General features: G+C 37.3%; 2 protein-coding genes. One reads left to right on the top strand and one right to left on the bottom strand.

The genetic code is table 11. From position 1 onward, the window contains the following. Nucleotides 1-387: 387 nt before the first annotated feature. Nucleotides 388-606, top strand: a complete 219-nt coding sequence (locus MW688_RS16230; RefSeq protein ID WP_486737055.1) for a hypothetical protein — start codon at nucleotides 388-390, stop codon at nucleotides 604-606. Nucleotides 607-1334: 728 nt separating this feature from the next. On the opposite strand, the gene MW688_RS16225 is transcribed toward MW688_RS16230, so the two are convergent. Then, on the bottom strand, nucleotides 1335-1770 hold a 436-nt coding region (locus MW688_RS16225; RefSeq protein WP_486737054.1), incomplete at its 5' end, for a hypothetical protein.

Below are 1770 nucleotides of genomic sequence, written 5' to 3'. Positions count from 1 at the left end.
GTAAATTGTTGGGTTTCGTTCCTCAACCCAACCTACAGGCTTATTTATATAGCTATATAACCAATAAATAAACCAAGAATTTGGCGATCGCATTGGAAATGGAAAGCAGGAGTGACCTCAACCTACAGGCTAATGATTGAGTACAAGGTAAATTGTTGGGTTTCGTGACAAGGGCCCAACCTACAGGCTTATTTATATAGCTATATAACCAAGAAACAAACCAAGAATTTGGCGATCGCCTTTGAAATGGTAAGGTGTAGTGACCTCAACCTAACCTACTGGCTGAAAAACGCTATAAGCATTTAGGGAGCTTTAAAAGGAGGGGAGAAGGGAAGAGGGGGAGTAGGGAGTTAAAATGATAATAACTATTATTTTAAAGAGAGAATTATGACCAAAAAAGTAAATAGTCCAGATTATTCTGATTGGGATAAAGAAGAACAAATAAAACGGAATCAAACAGCTTTAAAGCTTTTAGAAGAAAGACGGCAAAAAACTTTACAAATTAATGACCAAGAAGCTCGTCAAAGACAAGAAGAGTTTGAAAGATTTAAACAGTTAATCGATCAATTTCGTCCTCAAGGTTCTAAACTTTATTCTGAAGATTAAACGAAGCGTTAAATTGGAAATATATTAACTTATAGCAGATTAAGTAGGGTGTGTTAGGGCGAAGCCCGTAACGCACCAAACATGAGTCTTGAAGTAATGAGTTTTGAAGTAATGAGTAAGAAGGTAGCCTGTAGCCTGTAGGTTGGGTTGAGGTCACGAAACCCAACAACTCACACCAAAGCATCAAAACCCTAATGTTACTGGTTGTGGATGAGTAATGAGTAATGAGTTTTGAAGTAATGAGTAATGAATTAATGCGATCGCGCTTCAAAATTGATTCTCGCCTGTTGGTCAATTTCTGTACTTTTGTACTGGCGTGCTTTGATATGAGCCAAAGAAAGAGGAAAGACACAATAACTCATAACTTATTTATATGGCTATATAACTGACGTAAATAAAACAAGAATTTGGCGATCGCATTGGAAATGGAAAGCAGGAGTGACCTCAACCTACAGGCTAATGATTGAGTACAAGGTAAATTGTTGGGTTTCGTGACAAGGGCCCAACCTACAGGCTTATTTATATAGCTATATAACCAAAAAACAAAACAAAAATTTGGCGATCGCCTTGGAAATGGTAAGATGTAGTGACCAAGTAAATTGTTGGGTTTCGTTCCTCAACCCAACCTACAGGCTTATTTATATAGCTATATAACCAATAAATAAACCAAGAATTTGGCGATCGCCTTTGAAATGGTAAGGTGTAGTGACCTCAACCTAACCTACTGGCTAATGATTCAGTAAATTGTTGGGTTTCGTGACAAGGGCCCAACCTACAGGCTTATTTATATAGCTATATAACCAAGAAACAAACCAAGAATTTGGCGATCGCCTTTGAAATGGTAAAATGTAGCAATTAAGTACCTTGTTGGGTTTCGTGACCTCAACCCAACCTACAGGCTTATTTATATAGCTATATAACCAAAAAACAAACCAAGAATTTGGCGATCGCCTTTGAAATGGTAAAATGTAGCAATTAAGTACCTTGTTGGGTTTCGTGACCTCAACCCAACCTACAGGCTTATTTATATAGCTATATAACCAAAAAACAAACCAAGAATTTGGCGATCGCCTTTGAAATGGTAAAATGTAGCAATTAAGTACCTTGTTGGGTTTCGTGACCTCAACCCAACCTACAGGCTTATTTATATAGCTATATAACCAA

Source organism: Johannesbaptistia floridana (assembly GCF_057440575.1).
The sequence above is the reverse complement of the archived record's forward strand: the minus strand, read 5'-3'. Positions and strand labels throughout refer to the sequence as shown.

Coding starts and splice junctions, on each gene's coding strand:
- MW688_RS16230 (WP_486737055.1), top strand. CDS start 388: ATGACCAAAAAAGTAAATAGTCCAGATTATTCTGATTGGGATAAAGAA.